This is a genomic window from Serratia sp. AR11 (genome assembly GCF_056376275.1).
This window is the reverse complement of record NZ_CM150739.1, coordinates 1513470-1536947: the sequence shown is the minus strand read 5'-3', so window position 1 is coordinate 1536947 and position 23478 is coordinate 1513470. Positions and strand designations below refer to the sequence as shown.

Below are 23478 nucleotides of genomic sequence, written 5' to 3'. Positions count from 1 at the left end.
GATCAAGCCCCCTTCAGGCTGGCGACATAATTGCGCCAGCCGCCAAATTCAGTGATATCCGTGGCCCCCTGCAGCGCCCAGGGTTCGCAGATAAAGCCTTTCACCCGGCGACCATCCGCCAGTAACAGCGTGCCGATACCCAGCGGCGCCGGGATCTCCGCCACCAATTCGCCAAAACGCGCCAACGGGATTTCCCACAGTTCCACGCGGATTGCGGCACCCTGCTCGGTTTTGACCAGCCCCGGTTTTGGCGGCTGAGTATTGGCCAGCGCGTACAGCCGGTAGCAGGGTGCGGTGGTGGTTTGCTCCAGCAAAATCGCGGCACGCTGAGTGAGCTGGAAATTCAGCGGCATCCCGCTGAGGTGAGCGCCGACTACCGCTACCTGCACGTGCTGAGCCGACGGCGTCAGAGAATTCAGCGGCGGTAGCGCGCGGCCGGTCGCGCCCAACGGCAGAGCCTGAGCCTGTTGCCAGCGCAGACCGAAGGCCGCCAGCGCCCGATCGTGCCAGGCCGGAGCAACCAACGTGATACCGGCAGGCAGGCCGTCGTCGCGCATCGGCGCAGGCAGTGCCAGCGCGCTCAGATCGGCCAGGTTGGTGAAATTGGTGTAGGTGCCAAACTGCGAGTTGAACAACACCGGCTCCTGCTCCATTTCCGCCAGTGTGCGAATGGTCGGTGAGGTCGGCACCACCAGTGCGTCGAAGGGAGCCAGCCGTTGTTCAATCTGCCGCGCCAGCTCGGCACGCAGATATTCCGCTTTGTAGGCGTCACAGGCGCTGTACTTCAGGCCGTTATTGACGATGCCGCGCACCACCGGATTAATCGCCTGTGGATTGGTACTCAATATCTTCTCTACCGCCACGGTGCGTTCCGCCACCCAGGGGCCGTAATAGAGCTGATCTGCCAGAACGCGGAACGGGGTAAAATCGAGGGTTTCCAGCGTTACGCCGCAGCTTTGCAACTGCTCCAGCGCCCGTTGAAATGCCTGCTCGGCCTGGGTATCGCCGAAAAACTCGAGCTGCGCCGGTACTGCAAAGCGGGGGGCCGCGGGAAGACTCGCCGGGGCGGTATGGGGATTGATGCGGGAATAGGCATCGGCTGCGTCATAGCCGCCGGCCAGTTCGGCCACCAGCGCAGCGTCTGCCACCGTCAGGGCGAATACCGACACCGTGTCATTGAGCCGACAGGCGGGTACCACGCCACGGTTCGACAGCCAGCCCTTGGTCGGTTTCAGGCCGACAATATTGTTGAATCCGGCCGGGACGCGCCCTGAACCTGCGGTATCGGTTCCCAATGAGAACGGCGTCAGGCCGCGCGCCACCACCGAGGCCGAGCCGGAGCTGGAGCCGCCGCTGACATAGCGACTGTCGAAACTGTTCACCACCGCGCCGTGCGGCGAACGGGTGCCGACCAGGCCGGTAGCGAACTGATCGAGATTGGTTTTACCGATCACCAGCGCACCGGCGGCGCGCAAATTGGCGACGACGGCTGCATCTGCCGTCGCCTGATAGGCAAACTCCGGGCAGGCGGCGGTAGTCGGCCAACCGCCGACATCGATATTGTCTTTGACCGCAAAAGGCACACCAAACAGCGGCAGGCGGCTGATGTCCCCGGCGACGGCTTCAAGCCGTTGGGCCAGTTGTTGGTACTGCCCCTCCAGTTGTTCAGCGCTGGCAAGGTACAGCCAGGCATTGTCATCCGCTGGCAAATTGGCCAGCAAGGCAACCAGCGTGGTACGCACGCAGCCCATGCGCTCGCCGGCCGGGTGGGTATGATAATGATGCTGCCATTCGCTGAGGGTGAAACCGCGTAGGCTAACGGACTGAGTCATTGGCAAAATTCCATCTGGTACACAAGATGGGATTCATAGAGCAACCGGCGTGCCAATTTTTAATCGGCTGATTTCAATAAAATATAAGAAAAACTTATAGCAAAACGGCAAAAACCTGCACCAACCGTGGGCAAATGGCGAACAAAAAAGGTGCACTAAATAGCATTATGGCGATATGCCAAAATGGATCTCATTAATTAACCCTAAACTCTATGCGTATAATGGAATACCCATTTACGATTAATCAGAAATCATTAGCCTGTGGATATAATAAATTATTTAGTTACTAAACAATGTGATTGTCTGATTATTCACACAAAAACACAAAAGGATAATGAATTGAATCACTCACCAAAAACAATAATTAAACACCAATAAAAATCAATAATGCAAAATTAAAAACCAATAAATAGCGGTTATATATTTATAGCATAATGGAATTAAAAGGCATTACCATCAACCCGGCCACCTTAATATAGAAAACTTTACACAAACACTGCTTATCATTGGCAAAGTGATTGGACTAACCTTGGACAGGAGTTTTTTGCTAGTGGCGACGGCCTGCACGTCAGCGCCGAACTTTCTCGCTGCCAAATCCCCTGACCCAAGGAGCTTTCATGACAACGATTAATCATCTGCTGGTAAAAAACCGCAGTTGGGCAACTCAGCAACAATCCCGCGATCCCAATTTCTTCCCGCAGTTGGCACTGGCGCAGAAACCGCACATTCTGTGGATTGGCTGCTCCGACAGCCGGGTTCCCGCCGAAACTATTGTGCGTGCACAACCCGGCGAGCTGTTTGTACACCGCAATATCGCCAACGTGGTCGAGGAGCAGGATGATAATTTGATGAGCGTGGTGCAATACGCGGTCGAACATCTGGAGGTTGGGGCCATCGTGATTTGCGGGCATTACGGTTGCGGTGGGATCCAGGCGGCCCTGAGCAGCCGTAACACCCCCAGTAAGGACTCACTCACACGCCGTCTCAATTCGCTGCGTACCAAACTGGTGCCACATTTGCCGGCTGAGACCGATACCCATGACGACGACCTGAATAAAGCAGCCCACGCCAACGTACAGCTCCAGCTCAATACCCTCAGCAAAACCCAGTTAATACAACGCGCCTGGCGACACAATGCCGGGTTGACGCTGGTCGGTTGTATTTACGACATGCATACCGGATTTTTAAACGTACTGGAACAGCGCAACGCTGCCGGGAGGATGACATGAATCGTGCCGATCTGCGTTTTGACCTGCCCGCCGGGCTGGTGGTGTTTCTGGTCGCCCTACCGCTCAGTCTGGGCATTGCACAAGCCAGCGGCGTACCGCCGTTCGTGGGCCTATTGACCGGAGTGATCGGCGGTATTGTCGTCACCCTGCTCAGCCCTTCCCCCTTTTCGGTCAGCGGCCCGGCCGCCGGACTGGTGACCATTGTCACCGGTGCCATGTTGACGCTGGGCGACTTTTCCACCTTCTTATTCGCCCTGCTATTGGCCGGTATACTGCAACTGGCTTTCGGCCTGCTGCGCGGCGGCAAACTGGCAGCACTGATCCCCGGAGCCGTGATCCACGGCATGTTGGCCGCCATCGGCATTTTACTGATCCTGCAACAGTTGCCGCTGGCAATGGGTTATCCGTCCGGGCATGGTCTGAGTGAAACCCCCTCCACCGAGCAACTACGTGGGGATATTGCCCCAGCGGCGGTCATGCTTACGCTGGGTGCACTGCTACTGATTGTTTTTTGGGGGAAGTCATCGCTCAAACAGCGCCTGCGACTGACGGCATTGCCTGGCCCGCTGGTCGCGGTGCTGTGGGGTTGTCTGTTTGTCTGGCTGGGCCAGAAGATTTGGCCCGCCATCGGCACGCTGCCACGAATTGAATTACCGGCGGTCGACAGCGTCGAAGCGCTGCAAGGGCAATTTTCACTGCCCAACTGGCAGGCATGGCGTAACCCGGCGGTCTATCTGGTAGCCATAACTCTGGCGATTGTTGCCAGTCTGGAAACCCTGCTGAGCCAGGAAGCGTTGAAAAAGATGGCGCCGATGATGCCGGAACCGTCGCCCGATAAAGAATTGCGCGCGCAGGGGGTGGGGAACTGCATTAGCGGGCTGCTGGGCGGCCTGCCGATTACCGCCGTCATTGTGCGTAGCTCTGCCAACGTGCAGGCCGGTGCGCGCAGCCGGGTATCTATTCTGCTGCATGGCGTGCTGTTGTTGCTCAGCGCCTTGCTGTTTGCCGAACTGCTCAACAGCATTCCATTAGCCAGTCTGGCTGCAATCCTGATCTACACCGGTTTTAAGCTGGCGCACCCGCGTATTTTTATCACTCTGTGGCGTCAGGGACTGCAACAGTTCGTCCCCTTTGCCGCCACCCTCGGCGGTATTCTGGCGTTTGGCATGCTGGCGGGTATAGCCATCGGCCTGGTCGCGCAGCTGCTGTGGAGCCTGTATCAAAGTAATCGTCACGCCCTGCGCCTGACCCGCTACGACGACCATTACCTGCTGCAGTGCCAGCAAAATCTGACCTTCCTCAATAAGATGCGGTTGAAGCATTTGCTGGGGCAGATTGAGCACAACAGCACGGTGATTATCGATTGCGAGGGGATTAATTATCTGGACGACGATATCCGCGCGATGCTCAACGATTATCGTCAAACGGCGGCGGATAAACAGATCAACATCAGTCTGCATCCACCGAGCAACATTCTGGTACGCAATATCTAAGCTAAAACGGCGCCGGGGATAAACCCGGCGCCATAACCCGAAATCGGCAATACGACTGAACTGGTCTGTTCGATAAAATACAGTTTGGAACGCAGATCCCATTGATTAAACGGCTTGGTTTGGGCGACATAATCAGTCATTTTCTTTTAAACTGAGATGATATTTCCGCAACGGTATAACCAACCGTCCTTAAATTTACGCTCACCGAGCATCACACTCTGATAACAGGCGGCATAAAATAGCAACGGGAAAATACATTCTCTTTAGCACAAGGATCACTGTTACGTTATCAATGACCTTTGTAACACAGGAACCAGAACATGTTATATTTGTGTTTAAATTAAAAACGTGAAGTTAAAAACACCGATAATATCGACATCAGAATCAAACAAAAATTAATCGCTAAAGTTTTAGCGCAGCCTGCCGAAAACAAACAGCACTTCTCGCGGCAAAAAAATGCTATTTGCCGCACTGGCATCTCATTGAAATTTCAGGTTGCACTATGTTTGAACGATTAAAAATCTCCCACGGATTAATGGGGATTTTAACCCTGTTCTGTATTATTCAGATATTCTCCGGCGCGTGGAGCATTCTGGATGCCTCCGGTACCAATAACCGCCTTACACAAATATCCTCCGGCTTTAATCAAATCATGGCAATGGATAATGCCTACGCTTCCGTTACCGAACTCCGCGAAGAAGTGCTTAAAGACGCACTGATGTTCACCACGCAGCCACAAAGTAACGATACCAAAAAGTCCCTTGGTGAACTTCGTCAGCGCCTCGCAGAGGTGGATAAACTGATGGAAAAATTTTATCGACTGTCGCTGTCTGAGCAGAGTGAAAACGAGCGCACCAAGAACGTCAAAAATCTGTATGAAAAAGCGCGCGGCGATCTGCTTCAATTAATTGTCAGCCTGGAAGATGGCGATATCCCCCGTTTCCAGTCAATTATGCACAATAGCTCGTCAACATATTTTATGTCTGCGCTTGATGATACTTCGGCCTACGTTGCCAACGATATTATTACTCCAGCAGCCGCTGCGGCGCAGACCAGCTATCGCCAAATGGTGCCTTTATCGCTCGCGTTCATTTTCATCTTTATTCTGCTGACCGGTGCGGTTCTGGTGTGGATCAGAAAATATGTGCTGAACAAGATAAACCAGATTATCGACTATCAGGCCGAAATTTCGAACAGGAATTTGGATATTGAAATTAATGCCGGTGGAAATAACGAAATAGGCCGACTGATTAACGGTCTCGTCAATATGCGTAATGAGCTGGCTAATACCGTCTGCACCGTCCGGGCAGGAACGCAAAACATTTATACCGGCGTGCAGGAAATTGCAGCAGGTAACAATGACCTTTCAAGCCGCACAGAAGAACAGGCGAGTTCGCTGGAAGAAACGGCGGCCAGCATGGAGCAACTCTCTGCTACGGTGAAAAACAACGCAGACAGCGCCGCTGCTGCCACCTCATTGGTGAAACGCGCTTCGCAGAGTGCAATCAACGGCGGTGAGATCACGCGCAAAATGGTCGTCACCATGAGCGATATCGCCGATAGCTCACGCAAAATTGGTGATATCACCAGCGTCATCGACGGCATCGCCTTCCAAACCAATATTTTGGCACTGAATGCCGCGGTGGAAGCAGCTCGCGCTGGTGAACAAGGCCGCGGCTTTGCCGTTGTCGCCGGCGAAGTGCGTAACCTTGCTCAGCGCAGCGCTCAGGCGGCCAAAGAGATTAAAACGCTGATTGATACATCGGTGCAGCGTGTCGATCAGGGCAACGATCTGGTGGAAAACGTGAGCGGAGCCATGACGGAAATTGTTACCGCCATCGGTCAGGTAACGGAAACCATGCAAGAAATCTCAAGTGCTTCTGAAGAGCAGAGCCGTGGAATTGCACAAATTGCGCAGGCAGTTAACGAAATGGATAAGGTGACCCAGCAGAACGCCGCGCTGGTCGAACAATCGGCTTCCGCCGCCAGTGCGCTGGAAGATCAGGCCAATCACTTGAATCAAACCGTCTCCCTTTTCAAACTCGCCACACACGCGTCCGCCGGGGCCCACGTTCAGCCACAGGCGATAGCCGCACCGAAAGTGGTTGCTGATGATAACGGTGAGAATTGGAGCCGTTTTTGAGGCGCTAATAGATAAGATTTGAGTTTGATTTGTTGGCACCGTGCAGGTTTCGTTTACCTGCCCCGCCTAACGGCACTGATGGGTTAACGTCGCTGGTAGAGCAACGCCAACAGAATGTTGGCGTCAGATTGCTGACAAAGTTCTTTGCGCTTAAAAGTCTTGATTTGGGGGCTAATAAAAACAAAGGATTATGTCTTCTGATTTACCCCAAACATCCGAAAACCACGTTTTTCGGGTGTTTGTCATCAGACTAACGCCAACAGAATGTTGGCGTTGGAAAGCCGGTGCCATAAAGAGCGGCGTGACTTATGCGCCGCGCAGGCGTTGCGCTAACCCTTTGAGGAAATAGCGCAGCATCTGATCGCCACAAGGACGGAAGTTTTTGGTGCCTTCTTTGCGGAACAGCGCGCTCAGTTCCGGCTTGGAAATACGGAATTCCACGGCGGTGAAGATCTGGTGCATGTCGGTGTCTTTCAACTCGAAGGCCACACGCAGTTTTTTCAACACCAGATTGTTGGTGATTGGCAGTTCCACTTCCGGCGCCGGGAACTTGTCGTCCTTGCCACGTTTGAAGAACACCAGACCGTTCAGGAAGTGCGCCATCACTTCGTCAGGGCAGTTTTCGAACCCCGGCTCGCCTTCCTTGATGACGTAAGTGCTCATTGCCGAGACCGCAACGTCGAAATTATCCAGCTTGATAATCTCAACCATTTTCGCGTCGTTGATACCCAGCATGTAGCGCACGCTGCGCAGCACGTCATTGTTGATCATAGAATTGCCTTTAGCTTGTAAACCGGAAGGCGCGCACATTGTAATACCCTATACTGCTACGCCTTGAATATGTGCGGCAGTATAGGGATCAGAGCGGGGTTTCTCAATCGATTTGGCTTTTTTGCTGATACAGCGGGATGTCTTCGCCAATAATGTATTTATTGCGCAGGATGGATGACACTTTATCCATTATCATCACCACCACCACCAGGATCAGGGTGATAAACATCACCACGTCCCAGTTCCACAGCCGCATGTTCTCCGCATACACCAGGCCGATACCGCCGGCACCGACAAAGCCCAGCACCGCCGCAGAACGGGTGTTGGATTCAATCTGGTACAGGCTGAGCGCCAGAAAAGTGGGGAACGACTGGGTAAAGATACCGTAACGGTGCTTTTGCAGGCCGTTGGCACCGACCGCCGTCAGGCCGCGGCTCGGGGATTTATCCACCGCTTCATGCCCTTCGGCATAGAGTTTGCCGAGTAGCCCGACGTCCTGCATGACAATAGCCAATACCCCGGCCAACGGCCCCATGCCGACGGCACGAACGAAAATCAGCCCCCAAATGGCCATGTCGATACCGCGCAGGATATCCAGCAAACGGCGCACCAGCACCGAAATCGGCCTCAACAACGGCGTCGACATCACGTTGCGTGCGGCAAAGAACGACAGCGGCAAGGCAATCAACGAAGCGGTAATGGTGCCGGCAAACACGATGCCGATGGTGATAAATATCTGCTGGAAATAGTACATAAACGGCCAGTTAACGAAATCATGCCAAACAAACATACGCATGAAATAACGGCCAAGCTGATGACAGCCGTTAATAAACTGCGGCCAGGCTATGCCAAAGAACTGGAAGAAGAACAGGTAATACAGTGCGATAGCCGCTGCCACAATGCCGATGGTGCGCAGGTAGCGGCGTTGCTGTGAGAAGATCTCCGGGTGCTGCTGTTTGAGCGTTTGCAGCTTTTCCGTCGAAATAGTGGGTGCCGTTATCATTTTTTCCCCTCCACGACGCGTTTGCGCAATTCACCTGAGGTGTAATCCAGCAGCGAAACTACCAGGATAATCAGCAGCAACGTCATGCTGACCTGATCGTAGCGATCGAGCTTGATATTGGTCATCAGCTCCTGACCAATACCGCCCGCCCCCACCAACCCCAGAATGGTCGACTGGCGGAAGTTGATTTCCAGGCGCATAAAACTGTACGAAAGAAACACCGGTTTCACCTGTGGCCACATGCCAAAACGCATGCGCTGTAACGGTGTCGCTCCGCAGGCCGTCAGCCCGCGCACCGGCTTGTTGGAGGCGGTTTCAATCGACTCATAAAACAGTTTGGTCAGGCTGCCAATGGTGTGCAGCGCCAATGCCAGAAAGCCCGGAATGGCCCCGATACCGAAAGCCATCACGAACATCACCGCCCACGCCAGCTCCGGCATGGTGCGTAAAAAGGCTACCAGCGTGCGGATCGCCATGCGCAACGTTGCCGGGCTGTGGGTGTTGTTGGCCGCCAGAAACGCCAGAACGCCCGCCACCAGCACCGAAAGAAGGGTCGCCGCCAGCGCCAGTTGCAGCGTTTCCCAGATCAGCGGCAGTTGAATGTTCAGCCGGTAACCCCAGTAGGCCAATGACCCCTCGGTGTGCCCGTCAGCGAACAGTAAGCGCCAGTGTAATGTCGGGATGGTTTCTGCCAGATAATCAAAGAAATGAGGGATCGACAGCCACACGGTGTGCAGGTTGAACTCGGCGATATTGCCGGCGCCCAGGTAGAGCGCCACCAGACCGAGCGACCAGATCAGCGTCTCACGCTTTTGTTTGCTGCGGACCTGCTGGTAATAGTGCGCAAAATCTTTATTCAAAATAGATTTCCATCTTATGGAACAAGGGGTTCAGCACGCTGAACCCCTTTGGATCGATCAGGACGTAATCCGATGATTAACGGTCGCCTTTGGTCAGCTCACGCTTCATATCGATGATGTTCTGGTATTCCGCCAGGGTGGTCTCGCCGATATGCTGTTTGCCGCCCATCGCTTTGATAAAGCACTGGTGATCGTCCTTATCCAGCTTCTTGATCGCGGTGACGACTTTGGCTTTAAACTCTGCCGGCAGCGCGTTGCTCACCAGGATTGGACCGTTCGGGATCAGCGGCGACTGCCAGATAATGCGGATCTGCTTCATCAGGTCCGGGTGATCCATACGGATCATGCGGGTGAACGCGCCGCTGGTATAACCGGTGTTGTAGTCGCCGATCATCGACGCCCAGGTCACTGCACCTTCGAACTGACCGTTCAGTACGCCGAGGACGTCCTGCTCATGGCCACCGGAGAAGGTCACGCTGGAGAAAGTATTGTTGTATTTGTTGTCTACCGTGCCGCCAAACAGTTTCTTGAATTCCTGGTTCGGGATCAGGAAGCCGGAAGTAGAATCCGGATCGGCGAAGCCCACGGCCTTGCCTTTCAGGTCTTCCAGCTTTTTATATGGACTACCGGCTTTAACGATCACCACCGAGTGGTAACCACGGGATTGGTCGACGTCATCAACCGCGATGCCGACGATATCCACCGCTTTCGGATCCTTGATGTACACCGAGGCAAACGACGACGGTGACATGCTCAACACCAGGTCGATCTTGCCGCCCAACAGGCCCTGAATGACGCCGGAATAGTCGGAGGAGTTACGCAGCTTGGTGTCAACGCCAAGTTCCTTGTCCAGGAACTGTTTAACGCATTGGTTATCACCAATTTGCTGGGTAGCGTTTTGCCCGCCGAGAATACCCAGATTCAATACTTTGGGTGCGTCCGCTGCAGTAGCGTTAAATACCATCATCGCGCCGGCCATCAGGGTGGTCAGACTCAATACTTTTTTCATTACGCTGCCTTGTGTGTAAAGGTAAAAGTGAAAATAAGGGTTTCAATCAGACTGATAACTAACCTCAACAGATGATTGGAGCATCAGGGTTCACCAACCAAAAAAACCAGTAAAATCAATTTATTGATTTTCGGCTGATAACCACAACGTGGGGAAAAACCACGCTTTTTCCCCACGTTGTCAAAAGTTTCAATGGATTTGATTGGCTTCCTCGCCATACAGCTGGTGCAGTATCCGTTCGTTCAGTTGCGACGGATGACCGTCAAACACAATTTTGCCCTGGGCAATACCAATCACCCGGGTGCAATATTCTTTCACCAGCTCGACCGAGTGCAGATTCACCATCACCGCAATGTCGTTTTCACTGACTTTTTGCAGCGCATCCATAATGCGACGGGTGTTTTTCGGATCGAGTGATGCCACCGGCTCATCGGCCAGCAGAATTTTGGGGTTTTGCATCAGCGCACGGCAAATCGCCACGCGCTGCATCTGACCACCGGACAGGTTCTCGGCGCGCTGCAACGCATGCGGCAGCATATTGAGCCATTGCAACAGTTCGATGGCGCGGGCGCGGTCGGCGTCATCAAACAGTTTGAAGAAGGATTTCAGGGTGGAAGTGTGGCTCAGACGGCCCAACAGCACGTTGGTTATCACGTCCAACCGCGGTACCAGGCAGAAGTCCTGGAAGATCATGCCGCAACGGGCACGCCACTGGCGCATTTGGCGGGCGCTCAGTTGTGCGATGTCCTGTGCCACACCGTCATCTTCAAAGTGCAGCATCTCGCCGCAGCTCGAAGGAATGGTGCCGTTCAGGGTGTGCAGCAGAGTAGATTTACCGGCGCCGGAACGGCCGATCACCGCCACGAATTCGCCAACGTGCAGGTCGAAATTGATATCGTCCAGCACTCGTTGCTGTGATTTATAAGCTTTGCCCAAGCCTTTTACCGATAACACCTTGCGGGATGATAGCGGTTGTTGCCCTGGAAAGTCGGTGGTTGCTAGTTTTAACTGTGCCTGACCCATATGATTTCTCTGGTTTCAGTGGCTAATCATTATGGGCACCTATTAACGAATAACTTTGTGACAACGGGATGATGGTTTTATGGCCGGGAAATGACGAATGCCGTCATTTCCCGCCGGGGTTAAAAGCGAATAAGGCCTTTAATCAGCTGCTGGTTATTGATCACCTGTTCTTCATAATGCTGCGCCAGGCTGTCGAAGTCGAACTGGTGGGACAGCATCATCCGGGCGGTGATCGCCCCCGCCGCCATCAAACGGCCGACCTTGGCGAAATCCTCTTCGGTCGCATTGCGACTGCCCATCAGGGTGGTTTCTTTTTTATGGAACTCGGGGTCCGAGAATTGCAAATCCCCCTTGAACAGCCCAACAAAAACGATGCTGCCGCCGTGACGGATCAGGTTGACGGCATTGTTCATAGCCTGTCGGCTGCCGGTGGCGTCGATCACTTTCGCCGCCAGCATACCGCCAAACTGGCCACGCAGTTGGGCTTCAAACTGCCCGTCCTGCGGATCGAGCGTCGGCAGTTGCAGCACCTGCTCGACATGCCGCCGCCGTTCGGCGCTGGTATCAACCACCACCACCTGCGCCCCGTCAGCCTTGGCGATCGCCGCCACGCCCAGGCCGATAGGCCCGGCCCCCACCACCAATAACGGATCGTCCGGCGCTATGGCCGCACGGCGAACCGCATGAGCGCTGATGGCAAACGGCTCAATCAGGGCCGCGGCCTCTGGCGCCACGTCGTCCACCGCCAGCAGGTTGCTGACCGGCACGCTGAGATACTCGCAAAAGCCGCCGTCCTGATGTACGCCAATCACCGAAATATTCTCGCAGCAGTTGGTTTTGCCACTCTGGCAGGCACCGCAATGATGGCAGGCAAGATAGGGCATCACCGTCACGCGCTGCCCTACCTGCCAGCCGGCCGTCTGACTGCCGAGACTGACAATTTCGCCGCATATTTCATGGCCCAGGACCCGCGGGTAACTAAAGAAAGGTTGCTGACCGGACCAGGCGTGAATATCCGTGCCGCAAATGCCCACGGTAATCATTTTGATCACCGCTTCGGCCTGCGCAGGAATAGGTGCCGGACGCTGCTGATAAATTAATTTCGTTGGTTGCTCGAGAACTAATACTTTCATTTTTTTATAACCTCCCCTTTATTTATGGGAAGAGTTATTAAATAAAAGCGCCGCCAGGCATGAAGTCGGAAGCGAGATCTGTGAAGCAGTACAAAATAAACCGATTTAAATTGGTTTTAAATAGATAAAAAACATCCGAGGCTCGCATGAGCAGAACCCAGAACCTGCGCCACAATGTGGTTAACCAGATGATTGACGGTATCAATAATAACCACCTGCGCTCGCCGCTGCCGTCCCAGGCCGCTTTGGCCGAAATGTACAATATCAGCCGCACCACGGTGCGTCATACGCTGACACATCTGTTCCAACGCGGCGTGCTGGAAAAGGTCGGCGACGACTATGTGATTTTACGCCAGCCACAGCCGGAAGACGGCTTCGACTGCCAAAGCCCTTCCCTGGACGAGCAGGGAAAAAGGTTCGAAAAAGCGTTCTACCAGATGATTAATCAGAAACAGCTGCGCGCCGGGGACAGCTTCAGCGAGCTGCAACTGGCGCGCGCGGTCAATGTAAGCCCGGTGGTGGTGCGGGAATTTCTGCTGCACTTCAGCCGTTACAATCTGATCGAAAGCAGCAAGCGCGGGCAATGGCGTATGAAGCAGTTTGACCAGCGTTATGCCGAACAGCTGTTCGAGCTGCGCCAGATGCTGGAAACGCACGCCCTGTCCCACTTTATCAATCTGCCGGCGCATGACCCACGCTGGCTGCAGGCCAGGGAACTGCTGAGCCGCCACCGCCAATTACGGGAAGATATCAGCGACAATTATCGCCTGTTTTCCCAGTTGGATCGCGACTTCCACCTGCTGATCCTTTCCGCCGCCAATAACCCTTTTTTCAATCAGTCGCTGGAGATCATTTCGGTGATTTTCCACTTCCATTATCAGTGGGATGAGACCGATCTTAAACAGCGTAATATCATTGCCATTGAAGAACACATGACCATTCTCAGCGCGCTTATTTGCCGTAACGATCAGGAAGCCATCAACGCGCTGCACCGCCATTTGGATACCGCCAAACAGTCGATGATCCGCTCACTCAATCAGACCATCGCCTGAGCCGCAGGGTGTTTTTAATCGATAAAAAACACCCTACCGTCATTTAAAACCGATAAAAAGCAGCAAAATACTGGCTGTCGCACGGAACCGTAACAAAACCCACCGCCTAAAATATTTCGCCCTCTAGGCTTACTGCCGACCACCTGCTAATACCTTCATTAAGACACCACCCAGGGGAATACCCGGAATAATAAATATTATTAATGCGAAATTCTGGAGGATGAAATGGAAAGAAGTCATACGATTAATACCGGGAAGGAACAGGGTGAACCCTATTCCGATCACATAATTCCGATGCCGCCGGAGGGAATGCTGGTTCGTTCGGCCAGAATTAAAAAAATTCAAACCACGGCCATGTTGTTGTTATTTTTGGCAGCCATAATCAACTTTCTTGACCGCAGTTCGCTCTCGGTGGCGAACTCCACCATCCGGCAAGAAATGGGGCTGAGCGGTACCGAAATCGGCTTGTTGCTGTCGGCATTCTCCCTGGCCTATGGCATCGCCCAATTGCCCTGCGGCCTGCTGCTGGATCGTAAAGGTCCACGCATCATGCTGGGGATCGGCATGTTTGTCTGGTCGGTATTCCAGACGCTGTCCGGCATGATCCACAGCTTTACCCAATTTATCTGGGTACGTATCGGGCTGGGAATTGGCGAAGCCCCCATGAACCCGTGCGGCGTAAAGGTGATCAACGACTGGTTCAATATCAAGGATCGCGGCATGCCGATGGGTATTTTTAATGCCGCTTCGACCATCGGGCTGGCGATCAGCCCACCGATCCTCACCGCCATGATGCTGGCCTTCGGTTGGCGCGGCATGTTTATCACCATCGGCGTATTGGGTATCGCACTGTCCATCGGCTGGTACATGCTGTACCGCAACCGACAGGACGTCAGCCTGAGCGCTCAGGAACAGGCCTATTTGAATGCCGGTAGCGTCAGCGCCCGACCTGAACCAATGAACTTTCGCGAGTGGCGTGCGCTATTCAGGAACCGTACCATGTGGGGCATGATGATTGGCTTCAGCGGCATTAACTACACCGCCTGGCTGTACCTGGCCTGGCTGCCGGGTTATCTGCAGACCACTTACCATCTGGATCTGAAAAGCACCGGACTGCTGAGTGCCATTCCGTTCCTGTTTGGCGCCGCCGGCATGTTGTCGAACGGCTTCGTCACCGACTTTTTGGTACGTCGCGGCATGGCACCACTGAAAAGCCGCAAAATTTGCATCGTCGCCGGTATGTTACTGTCCGCTTCCTTTACTGCCGTGGTCCCTCAGGCCACCACCACCTACAGCGCGGTATTGTTGATCGGCATGGCGCTGTTTTGCATTCACTTTGCGGGGACCTCCTGCTGGGGCCTGATCCACGTGGCGGTGAATTCACGCATGACCGCTTCGGTCGGCAGCATTCAAAACTTCGCCAGCTTTATCTTTGCCTCATTCGCGCCAGTGGTCACCGGTTGGATCCTGGATACCACCCACTCTTTCAGCCTGGCCCTTACCCTCTGCTCCTGCTTTACCGTCATCGGCGCGCTGTCGTATATCTTCGTGGTTAAACACCCGATCGTTGACAGCGCCGCCTGACGCTCACCCAACAGAGGGCCGGCACTCAATTGAGGGTAAAGAAATCCAGCCCCAATGCGGCCTTCACCTGCCCCAGCGTTTGCCGACTGACCTGGTCGGCGCGTTGGGTACCCTGACGCAGAATGCGCAACAGCTCGCCCTTGTCGGCCAGGTATTGCGCCCGACGCGTGCGGATCGGCTCCAGCAGGCTTTGCAGGCAATCTTCCAACAGGCGTTTGATTTTCATGTCGCCCAACCCACCACGGCGATAGTGCGCCTTCAGATCCGCCACCAGCGCGGCGTCCTCGCAGAAAGCATCCAGATAGGTGAACACCATGTTGCCCTCCACCTGACCGGGATCGTTGATATTCAAGTGGCCCGGATCGGTAAACATGCTCATCACCGCCTTATGCACCTGATCGGCGTCGGCGCCCAGGGTGATGGTGTTACCGCGTGACTTCGACATCTTGCCCTGCCCGTCCAGCCCCGGCAGACGGCTGACGTGACTTAACAACGGCTGGCACTCCGTCAAGACCTGTCGGCCGACAATGTGATTGAAACGCCGCACAATCTCGTTGGTTTGCTCCAGCATCGGCAGTTGGTCGTCGCCGACCGGCACGTGGGTGGCGCCAAAGGCAGTAATGTCCGCCGCCTGGCTAACCGGGTAGACCAGAAAGCCGGCCGGCAGGCTGCGGGAAAAGTCTTTTTCGATGATTTCACTTTTCACCGTCGGATTGCGTTCCAGCCGCGCCACGCTGACCAGGTTGAGATAATACATGGTCAGTTCGGCCAGCGCCGGCAGCGCGGATTGCAGGCAAATCGTGGTCTTCTGCGGACAGATACCGACCGCCAGATAGTCGGCGACCAGATTAAGCACGTTGGTGCTGATTTTTTGCGGATTATTGCCGTTATCGGTCAGCCCCTGCAGGTCCGCCACCAGCACCGTTTGCTGATGGTGTTGTTGCAGCTCAACGCGCTGGCGCAGTGACCCGACGTAGTGACCTAAATGCAGGGAGCCGGTGGGACGATCGCCGGTCAGAATGGTATAGCTCATTGCCTTGCTCCTGAAAGTAAATACACCACCGGATCAACGCAATAAAAATGCCGCCAGAACCGGCGGCATTGAAAAGAGGTGTGAATACCCGTGCCGCCTTCAGAAGAGGCGCCACCAAGACTGATTAAGTGTGGATTGCATCGGTATATTCATGCTTTTAAGGTATCCCCCAGTATGGGCGTTGTCAATCACCGCTGGTTGCCAAATTCAGCGCCTGTTCAGCGGCAATACGACAAAAAGCGTCAGTCAGCGGTGAAGCCGTGCGCCACGCCAGCGCCAGCGTATAGGCTACCGGGCTGCCTGTACCGCTCAGTTCACGGAACACCACGCCGGGGGATTGCAGTCTTGCAAACAGGGCCGGCATCAACGCGATCCCCACACCGCCCGCCACCAGCCCGCCGATGGTCTGCATCTGCCGTGCCTCCTGCACGATACGCGGACTGAATCCCGCCACCGCACAGGCCTGCAGGATCGCCGTGTGCATACCGGGGCCGTAATGCGCCGGAAACAGCACCCAGGGTTGATCGGCCAGGCTGCTCAACGTCACTTGCTGCTGCGTCGCCAGCGGGTGGTTTTCCGGCAATGCCAACACCATGCGATCGAACAGGAAAGGCAAGATCTGCAAGCCCTCTTGCGGCGTCACCGGCAGCACCACCATGCCCATGTCGGCGCGGTCATCGCGCAGTGCGATCAATTGCTCGGCAGTGGTTGCCTCCTGCAAATGAAACTCCGCCTGTGGATGCGCCTGACGAAACTGCCGCAGGATGCCCGGCAACAGAGCGTTTACCGTGCTGTCGACGAAGGTCAGGCGCAGCGATTCCGTCAGGCCGCGTGCCGCACGGCGGGTATTGCCGAGGGTGCGCTCAAACTGCGCCAGCGTTCGCCGCGCCTCAATCAGAAACACTTGCCCCGCTTCGGTGATCCTGGTGACGCGGTTGCCGCGCTCCAGCAGCAGCACGCCCAGCTCCTGCTCAATCTTTCGGATAGCGGCAGTCAGCGGGGGTTGTGCCATATGCAAGCGCTCGGCGGCGCGGTGAAAGCTCATTTCTTCCGCGACGGCAATAAATTGCCGCAGTTGGCGTAGTTCAATCACGCAATACCTTTTTCGTATTTTGAAAGCATAAATAGAGTATTGGATGTATCAATAGCAAAAGCCAATACTTTCCCGACCGCACAGTGCTGCGCCATTCCGGTGCACCCGGCGAGAAAGGAGAGCAGTTATGACGCAACGTACAGCGATTGTTACCGGCGGTTCCAGCGGTATTGGGCTGGCCATCGCTCAACAACTGGCGCAACAGGATTACCGCATCGCCATCGTGGCGCGCGACCCGCAACGCCTGCAGCAGGCGGCGCAGCAAATTGGCCCCGCTACCCGCTACTATTCGGCGGACCTGAGCCGCCGTGGGCCGGTGGAAGACGTCGTCGCCCAGTTGGCAGCCGATCTCGGCACGGTGGATGTCCTGATTAACAACGCCGGATTTACCCGGGTGATTGCCGCCGATACGCCGTTGGCGCAGGCCGAACAAGAATGGGACGCGGTGATCGAAGGGAACCTGAAAAGTACCTTCCTGTTTACCCTCGCGATGTTGCCACACCTGAGCAAACCGGGCGGCCGCATCATTAATCTGAGCTCTATTGCCGCCCAATGCGGCAGCGGCAGCGCGGGTGCATTAGGTTATTCCGCCGCCAAAGCCGGGGTGCAGGGTTTTACCCTCAGTCTGGCACGCGAACTTGGCGAATTGGGGATTACCGTCAACGCCATTGCGCCGGGGTTTATCGCCGATACTCGCTTCTTCGGCGCCGGGCTACCGCAGGATCGCATTGACGCCATTGCCGCTGAAACACCGATGGGCCGCACCGGCCGGGTGGAAGACATCGCCAGCGCCGCACTGTGGCTGGCGTCAAAAGAAGCCTCTTTCGTCACCGGAACCATCACCTCGATTAACGGCGGTGCGCGGGTCGGTTAAGAAAGCAGAGCTGGCCAAAGTGGCAGCACGCAGGGCGGGATTGAAATAACGTTAGCGGGCCCAACGCATATATCGGGCCCGTTTTTTATCTGGCGATCAGAAGTGAATTTCCGCCGTCGGCAGCGCGTTGATCAACACGCCGTAGCTTCCAATATTCGATAGTGTGGCGTTGTGATGGGCGCGGATCTGCAAGCCAGTCGCGTGGGCTTTGTCATGACTGGTATGGGCGTCGGCGGCCAGCGTCACCGGATAGCCTAACCCGGCGGCACGACGAGTGGTGGTGTCGACGCAAAACTCGCTGGAGTAGCCGCAAACCACCAGGTGCGAAACAGCGTTAGCCACCAGTAACGGCCCCAGTCCGGTCCGCAGGAAGGAGTCCGGCGTGGTTTTCTCCACCCGATGATCGCCGTCTTTGACTTGCAAACGGCCGTCAATCTGCCAGGCATCGCTGCCGTGCGCCAGCTCATCGTCCGGAGTCTGGTGCTGGATAAAAATCACCGGTACTCCAGCCCGACGGGCAGCAGTGCTCAAACTGTTAATGCGATCAATCGTCGCTTCGGCGTCGGCCGGCGGCGGCGTAAATAACCCTTGCTGCACATCAATAATTAATAGAGCGGACGTCATGATAACTCCCGTGAATTTAATCGGCGATCAGCATAGCGGTTGGCGCGGACGGAAGATATGGTCAACGCCCTGCTCACGCAGTTTATTCACCAGATCGTGACCACCATTCGGCGTAGCGTGCGCCAGCAGGCGCTCGGCCTCAAATACCGGGCTGGCCCAGAAGATATTCACCGGGTCGCCATACTGTTTCGGCAGGTTCAGGTGCTCGCTATACGGGTAAAACGACGAGGAAAGCACGTAGCCCTCATAACCCTGCGGAGCCACCTCAGATTCCAGAGTATGACCTTCGCCAAACCAGGTAATCTTAGCCCATGGCGCATGGGCGAACCCGGCCAGTGCGCTGGCCATCTGCACCGCGTTCTCTTCGGTCATGTACTGCCCGTCGATGGCGATGCCCATTTCCATGCGGCGGTAACGGGAAGCGTCGTCGTTAAACAGGATCTCTACCCACGGCATTGGGCGGATACTGACGCCCATGGTGAGAAAATAGTAGATGCCGTCGCGCTCATGTTGGGTGATGGCCATTGGTGGCCACTTGCCCTGATCGATCGCGTAGTATTTCACCGAAGGGCCAAAATGCTGATCGTAAATCGCCTGATAGTCGTTCTGCATTTTTGGCCATGGGTTACCCTCTTCCCGCTGCCAACTGCGCCAGAACTGGCGGGTGTTTTCCGCCAGCGCATACTGGGTATTGGTGGAGGCGGATCCCAGCGGATAAGCCAATGGACTTTCCTTGATGCAACTGGCGGAATAGCACACCGAGTGGTCGATATACAGGCTCCAGCCGGGGATCACCGCCAGCAGTTGGCCGTAATACCACAGCGCCGCACCGTCGTCGCTTTCCGTCCAGACTACCATCAGCCCTTCCGGGTTCAGTGGCGCTTCCCCCTCCAGATTGCGGCAAAACTCGGCTGCCAGCATCGGCGGCTGTCCCAGTGCCAATGCCGCACTGTCTTCCTGCTGCGGCGCGGCCGCCAGGTTACGCAGCCAGCAAGCACGCACCTGAAAACGTTCGCTATTTTCTTCTGAAGGATAAATATAAAAATAGGCAGCCCGACTATCTTGCTGAACCACCGCCACCAGCGTCTGGTTCTCATTACTGACTTCAGCAAGTACCTGTGACTCGTTCATATAACCTCAAATAGGGTCAAGGCGCAGAATAACGCTGCACGCTAAATAAAATGGAAATTGGCTTTTGCCCAGTGTAAAGCGCATTAGCGGTCGGATCACCCGTAAAAGTCTCAAAAGTGTCCCTAAACATTGGGTTATTGGTAAGAATTATAGCGTGCGCGGATTCAGACTGATCGGCCAATTCGCCGTAGTGCACGTTGATAGGAGCCGTTGCGCATCGAGGCTCGCAACACTTTACCTACGCCACCGACACCGGCGCGCACCAGTTTTTGCCGCAGGACGCCGGGAGAAAAACCAAACTGCTGCTGCGCCCACTCCGGTAGCAGATCTATGCCCGCCTGCATCACCAATATGCCAAAAGGTCGTGCCAGCACGCTCGGTGCCGGGGCCGCCAACAGAATACGAGCCACTTCCTGCGTGCGCTCATCGCACACCAACTGCGACCGCATGCGCTGCAGGTAATCCTCAACCGCCGCGCAAGAGATAGGGATATCGCGTGCCCCCAGTGCAGCGGCGACTCGCGCCGTCTCACGGTAATAGCCGTCCTGCTGTTCGCGAGAAAGATGCGGATTGCGGTAGCGTAAATGGCTGGCTAAAAAGCAGCTGCTTTCCACCACGTGCACCCAGGTGAGCAAGTCAGGATCGCTGGCGGCATAAGGCCTGCCGTCGCTGCTGACGCCGTTGACCCGCAGGTGAATGGCTTTGACTTTGGCGATCAGCCGTTCGGCCTCGGCGGTGGGGCCAAAGGTGGTGACGGAGACAAACTGGCTGGTGCGGCGCAGGCGGCCGAGCATATCGTCGCGGAAATTGGAATGATCCCAGACGCCGGCCAGCGCCAACGGGTGCAGCATTTGCAGCAGTAAGGCACTGACGCCCCCGCACAGCATGGTGGTGAAATCACTGTGTACCTGCCAAATGACCGACTGCGGCCCATACAGGCCCGGATCGCCCGGCGGGTTTTCAAAATCAACATCGCCAAGCGCCAGCCCGGTCAGGCCGATCACCTGTTTTTCTATCGCTGCACGTATCACTTCCATCCTGACTGACCCCCTTTATCGCCTGGCGGCCAGTGTAACATGCAGCGGAAGGCCGCTTTTAACTCTGCGGGTCGCGATCGCCCAGCAGCACAATCTTGCCGGCAAAGCTGCGATCCTCCAGCCGGCGGTGAGCGGCCGCCCCTTCACTGAGCGGGAAGGTTTCGATATGGGGCACGGCAAACTCGCCGTTCTGCCAACTGCTGAACAGACGCTCGGCCCTTTCTCGCCTTGCCCCGGCGCTATTAAGGTAGGTCCAGAGGTCGCCACCGACCACGCCTTTGGAATCCATCATCAGGTCGTAGGCGGAAATAGCGGGTGCTTCGCCACCTGCCATACCGAAAGTGACCACCCGACCGCCGGGACGCAGCGCGTCGATGCTCTGTTGCAGCGTGATGCCCACCGAGTCAAAACCGTACTCAACGCCACCGTCGGTCAGGGCGGCAATTTGCGCGACCCAATCCTGCTGATAAGTGAAGGCTGCCGCTGCGCCGTTGTTCAGTGCGATCTGCTGTTTGTGCGCCGAAGACACCACGGCGTAAACCTGTGCGCCACGCGCCACCAGCATACGCGTCAGAATTTGTCCGACACCGCCCGCCGCTGCATGCACTAAAGCGCGATCGCCCGCTTTCACCTGCACGCTGTCATTAATCAGGTACTGCGCCGTTAGTCCCTGCAACAAAATTGAAGCTGCTTCGACGTCGCTCAGTGCCTGTGGCAGCCGCAGTGCATGCTCCACCGGCACGTTGATTCGCGTGGCGTGGCAGAATGGGACATCAGCGAAACCAATTCGCTCCCCCAACTGCCAGCCATCGACCCCTTCGCCCACGGCGATAATGGTTCCCACACCTTCGTAACCGCCGATATGTGGCGGGTTGCCGTGCAGCACGTAATTGCCCTTGCGGCGGTAGATATCAGCGAAATTCAGCCCGGCGGCCCCCATGCGCACCTGCACCGCACCCGCCGGTACCGCAGGCGTCGGCAGCTCAAGGTATTCGAGCACGTCCGGCCCGCCAAAATGTTTAAACGCTAATGCGTGCATGTTGCTGCTCCGAAAAGTTTCCGCCAATAACACACTGACGGTCGATAGAATGATTATCGCAAAGCGCTATAATCAGGAGAAGTGGCCCGCAGAGCATTCAGAAAACACCAGGGGTTTATAATGGACCGATTAACCAGCATGGCGGTGTTTGTGCGGGTGGTGGAAAAAGGCAGTTTCGTTGCCGCCGCTGAGGAGATGGCAATCTCCCCGACCATGGTCGGCAAACACATCCGCTACCTGGAGCAACGGCTGAATGCGCCGCTGCTGAACCGTACTACCCGCAGACAAGGGCTGACCGAGACCGGGCGGGTGTTCTACGAACGTTGCCGTCGCCTGCTGGCCGACGCCGATGCCGCCGAAGCCAGTGCCCGGGCGCTATTGAGCTCTCCCAGCGGCCTGCTGCGCATCAGTGCCCCCGTCACTTTCGGCAACCGCGTACTGACGCCGATCCTCACCGAGTTCCTGCAGCGGCACCCGGAGGTAGAAGCGGAAGTGGTGCTGTCGGACCGCAAGGTAGACTTGATTGAAGAAGGCTACGAGGCGGCGTTTCGCATCGGGCCGGTGGCAGACGATGGCCTGGTGGCCCGCGCCCTGCCCGATTACCGCATGACGCTGGCCGCCTCACCGGACTATCTGGCCCTGCAGGGTGTGCCAACCCAGCCGGAGCAACTCAGCGCACACAGCTGCTTTGGTTTTAGTCAGTGGGACGGCAACCATTTCTGGCGCTTGCAGGGACCAACGGGGGAAGTCAGCGTGCCGGTCAGGCCGCGGCTGCGGATGGACTCTGGCGAAGGGGTACGTCGGGCGGCGCTGGCCGGTTTCGGTATCGCGCTGCATGCCTGCATGCTGCTGGATGAAGATATTGCCAGCGGCCGATTGGTCCGGGTGCTGCCGGATTATTCACCGCTATCGCGGCCAATGCATCTGGTCTATCTGCCCGAACGACGGCAGTCACCCAAGCTGGAAGCTTTTATCGCCCTGACCGTCGCCAGACTCTGGGGTCGCGTTTAAAATAAGTAAATCAACACAGGAGTTTCCATGATCACTATCCGAGCACGCGCAGCACAAGACAATGCGCAACTGGCGGAGATTTGGCAGCGTTCGGTACGCGCCACCCACCATTTTCTCACCGAAGAGAATATCGCCCAACTCTACCCGTTGGTGCTTAACGACTATTTGCCGGCGGTTGACGTTTGGGTTGCGGAAGACCGGCCCGGTCATCCCTGCGGTTTTATCGGGCTAAGCGGCAATAAGGTAGAAATGCTGTTTATCGATGCTGAGCAGCGTGGCAAAGGCGTCGGCAGAGCGCTGCTGGCCCACGCCGAAACGCTGCATGATGAGTTGCAGTTGGATGTTAATGAACAGAACCCGCAGGCCAGCGGTTTTTACCGCCACTACGGTTTTGAAATTACCGGCCGTTCGGCACTCGACGGTCAGGGCAATCCTTTCCCACTGCTGCACATGAAGCTCGACAAGCGTTAAATGCAATAAAGCGGCCAAAGCCCCGTTGGCCGC

At 55.8% G+C, this 23478-nt stretch carries 21 protein-coding genes; 8 read left to right on the top strand and 13 right to left on the bottom strand.

Annotation, left to right across the window (positions count from 1 at the left end):
- Positions 1–2: 2 nt before the first annotated feature.
- Complete coding sequence (gene atzF / locus ACSOSI_RS07370) at positions 3–1832, bottom strand: allophanate hydrolase (protein WP_476706783.1); 1830 nt, start codon at positions 1830–1832, stop codon at positions 3–5.
- 617 nt (positions 1833–2449) lie between these two features.
- Here atzF and ACSOSI_RS07365 point away from each other — a divergent pair.
- The 3 genes from ACSOSI_RS07365 (at position 2450) to ACSOSI_RS07355 (ending at position 6697) form a co-directional block, all read left to right on the top strand.
- Positions 2450–3061 carry a carbonic anhydrase gene (locus ACSOSI_RS07365; protein WP_476706782.1) on the top strand — a complete coding sequence of 204 codons (612 nt, stop codon included), beginning with the start codon at positions 2450–2452 and terminating at the stop codon, positions 3059–3061.
- Positions 3058–4554 carry a SulP family inorganic anion transporter gene (locus ACSOSI_RS07360; protein WP_115182979.1) on the top strand — a complete coding sequence of 499 codons (1497 nt, stop codon included), beginning with the start codon at positions 3058–3060 and terminating at the stop codon, positions 4552–4554. The genes ACSOSI_RS07365 and ACSOSI_RS07360 overlap by 4 nt, the downstream gene beginning before the upstream one ends.
- A gap of 502 nt (positions 4555–5056) precedes the next feature.
- Positions 5057–6697 (top strand): methyl-accepting chemotaxis protein, encoded by a 1641-nt coding sequence (locus tag ACSOSI_RS07355; RefSeq protein WP_476707254.1) that lies wholly within the window; start codon positions 5057–5059, stop codon positions 6695–6697.
- A gap of 306 nt (positions 6698–7003) precedes the next feature.
- Here ACSOSI_RS07355 and ACSOSI_RS07350 read toward each other — a convergent pair whose 3' ends face one another.
- The 6 genes from ACSOSI_RS07350 to ACSOSI_RS07325 all read right to left on the bottom strand — a co-directional run bounded on the left by ACSOSI_RS07350 (position 7004) and on the right by ACSOSI_RS07325 (position 12496).
- Positions 7004–7468 carry a YehS family protein gene (locus tag ACSOSI_RS07350; protein WP_041418497.1) on the bottom strand — a complete coding sequence of 155 codons (465 nt, stop codon included), beginning with the start codon at positions 7466–7468 and terminating at the stop codon, positions 7004–7006.
- Positions 7469–7571: 103 nt separating this feature from the next.
- The gene (gene phnE, locus ACSOSI_RS07345) at positions 7572–8471 is read right to left on the bottom strand and encodes a phosphonate ABC transporter, permease protein PhnE (RefSeq protein ID WP_012005846.1); all 900 of its coding nucleotides are present in this window, start codon (positions 8469–8471) and stop codon (positions 7572–7574) included.
- Positions 8468–9331: a phosphonate ABC transporter, permease protein PhnE gene (phnE, locus tag ACSOSI_RS07340; protein ID WP_012005845.1), complete on the bottom strand. Its 864-nt coding sequence runs from the start codon at positions 9329–9331 to the stop codon at positions 8468–8470. The genes phnE (ACSOSI_RS07345) and phnE (ACSOSI_RS07340) overlap by 4 nt, the downstream gene beginning before the upstream one ends.
- A 76-nt stretch (positions 9332–9407) precedes the next feature.
- On the bottom strand, positions 9408–10340 hold the full coding sequence (phnD, locus tag ACSOSI_RS07335) for a phosphonate ABC transporter substrate-binding protein (protein WP_012005844.1): 933 nt from the start codon (positions 10338–10340) through the stop codon (positions 9408–9410).
- Positions 10341–10529: 189 nt separating this feature from the next.
- Positions 10530–11363: a phosphonate ABC transporter ATP-binding protein gene (phnC, locus tag ACSOSI_RS07330; protein ID WP_012005843.1), complete on the bottom strand. Its 834-nt coding sequence runs from the start codon at positions 11361–11363 to the stop codon at positions 10530–10532.
- A 119-nt stretch (positions 11364–11482) separates the two neighbouring features.
- A complete protein-coding gene (locus tag ACSOSI_RS07325; RefSeq protein WP_017892053.1) occupies positions 11483–12496 on the bottom strand; it encodes a zinc-binding alcohol dehydrogenase family protein in 1014 nt (337 codons plus the stop codon).
- A 146-nt stretch (positions 12497–12642) separates the two neighbouring features.
- Between ACSOSI_RS07325 and ACSOSI_RS07320 the strand changes: the two genes are divergently transcribed.
- Entirely contained in the window at positions 12643–13548 is a 906-nt protein-coding gene (locus ACSOSI_RS07320) for a GntR family transcriptional regulator (RefSeq protein WP_012005841.1), read from the top strand.
- 225 nt (positions 13549–13773) lie between these two features.
- On the top strand, positions 13774–15132 hold the full coding sequence (locus ACSOSI_RS07315; RefSeq protein ID WP_026142264.1) for an MFS transporter: 1359 nt from the start codon (positions 13774–13776) through the stop codon (positions 15130–15132).
- Between the two features lie 25 nt (positions 15133–15157).
- Here ACSOSI_RS07315 and trpS read toward each other — a convergent pair whose 3' ends face one another.
- Positions 15158–16165 (bottom strand): tryptophan--tRNA ligase, encoded by a 1008-nt coding sequence (gene trpS / locus ACSOSI_RS07310; RefSeq protein WP_476706781.1) that lies wholly within the window; start codon positions 16163–16165, stop codon positions 15158–15160.
- Between the two features lie 184 nt (positions 16166–16349).
- On the bottom strand, positions 16350–17258 hold the full coding sequence (locus tag ACSOSI_RS07305) for a LysR family transcriptional regulator (RefSeq protein ID WP_476706780.1): 909 nt from the start codon (positions 17256–17258) through the stop codon (positions 16350–16352).
- A 127-nt stretch (positions 17259–17385) separates the two neighbouring features.
- Here ACSOSI_RS07305 and ACSOSI_RS07300 point away from each other — a divergent pair, with 127 nt between their 5' ends.
- Complete coding sequence (locus ACSOSI_RS07300; protein WP_012005837.1) at positions 17386–18132, top strand: SDR family NAD(P)-dependent oxidoreductase; 747 nt, start codon at positions 17386–17388, stop codon at positions 18130–18132.
- A 96-nt stretch (positions 18133–18228) separates the two neighbouring features.
- On the opposite strand, the gene ACSOSI_RS07295 is transcribed toward ACSOSI_RS07300, so the two are convergent.
- From ACSOSI_RS07295 to ACSOSI_RS07280, 4 genes are all read right to left on the bottom strand, one after another.
- A complete protein-coding gene (locus ACSOSI_RS07295; RefSeq protein WP_012005836.1) occupies positions 18229–18756 on the bottom strand; it encodes a cysteine hydrolase family protein in 528 nt (175 codons plus the stop codon).
- Positions 18757–18783: 27 nt separating this feature from the next.
- The gene (locus tag ACSOSI_RS07290; RefSeq protein ID WP_012005835.1) at positions 18784–19887 is read right to left on the bottom strand and encodes a suppressor of fused domain protein; all 1104 of its coding nucleotides are present in this window, start codon (positions 19885–19887) and stop codon (positions 18784–18786) included.
- Between the two features lie 164 nt (positions 19888–20051).
- Positions 20052–20924 carry an oxygenase MpaB family protein gene (locus tag ACSOSI_RS07285; protein ID WP_112364509.1) on the bottom strand — a complete coding sequence of 291 codons (873 nt, stop codon included), beginning with the start codon at positions 20922–20924 and terminating at the stop codon, positions 20052–20054.
- Between the two features lie 58 nt (positions 20925–20982).
- Positions 20983–21963, bottom strand: coding sequence for a quinone oxidoreductase family protein (locus ACSOSI_RS07280; RefSeq protein WP_218215727.1), 981 nt, complete (start codon positions 21961–21963; stop codon positions 20983–20985).
- Positions 21964–22083: 120 nt separating this feature from the next.
- On the opposite strand from ACSOSI_RS07280, the gene ACSOSI_RS07275 reads away from it, so the two are divergent.
- Together ACSOSI_RS07275 and ACSOSI_RS07270 are read left to right on the top strand one after the other, a co-directional pair.
- Positions 22084–22974, top strand: a complete 891-nt coding sequence (locus tag ACSOSI_RS07275) for a LysR family transcriptional regulator (RefSeq protein ID WP_261277394.1) — start codon at positions 22084–22086, stop codon at positions 22972–22974.
- A gap of 27 nt (positions 22975–23001) precedes the next feature.
- Positions 23002–23445: an acetyltransferase gene (locus ACSOSI_RS07270; protein WP_112350174.1), complete on the top strand. Its 444-nt coding sequence runs from the start codon at positions 23002–23004 to the stop codon at positions 23443–23445.
- The last annotated feature ends 33 nt before the right edge of the window (positions 23446–23478 follow it).